Genomic DNA, 482 nt, shown 5'->3' with positions numbered 1-482 from the left:
CCCCATGACCCGGCCGATCTCTGGCGGCTGCTGGCGGTCACCCTCGCGCCGCCGGTCGTCGCCCACGCGGCCGCCCGCTACCTCGGGACCGGTCTGTCGCCCGGATCGGTGAAGGTGAGCGCCCGGCAGCTGGCGGCGCTCCCGTTGCCCGCCGACACGGCTGCCTGGGACGAAGGGGCGGCGCTCGCCCGGCGCGCCCAGCGCGCCGAGGGGAACCGTACGGAGGTCCTGGCCGACGCGGCGCGGGCGATGACCGCGGCCTACGCCGGGTCGGACGAGACGCTGGCGTGGTGGCTGGCGCGGGTCGAGCGGACCGCTACTCGACCGTGAGGCCGATGCTGGCAGCCAGGAGCGGGGCGATCATGACGAGCTGGTCGTGGCTGATCGTCGCGCCGCGCAGGTCCGTCAGTCCGTCGATGGCTGCCAGCGTGGCGCCGCGCAGGTCGACGTCCTGCAGCTTCGCCTGGCGGACGTTGAGACTG

At 75.3% G+C, this 482-nt stretch carries 1 protein-coding gene; it reads left to right on the top strand.

Going from position 1 to position 482, the window contains the following annotated elements; translation table 11 throughout:
* Nucleotides 1–330: hypothetical protein (locus ACOADB_RS05185; RefSeq protein ID WP_378596875.1), on the top strand; the 330-nt coding region annotated here is incomplete at its 5' end.
* Nucleotides 331–482: the final 152 nt, after the last annotated feature.

The sequence above is a fragment of the Nocardioides sp. CPCC 206348 genome, assembly GCF_048654705.1.
GTDB lineage: Bacteria > Actinomycetota > Actinomycetes > Propionibacteriales > Nocardioidaceae > Nocardioides.
This window is presented reverse-complemented; position numbering and strand designations above follow the sequence as displayed.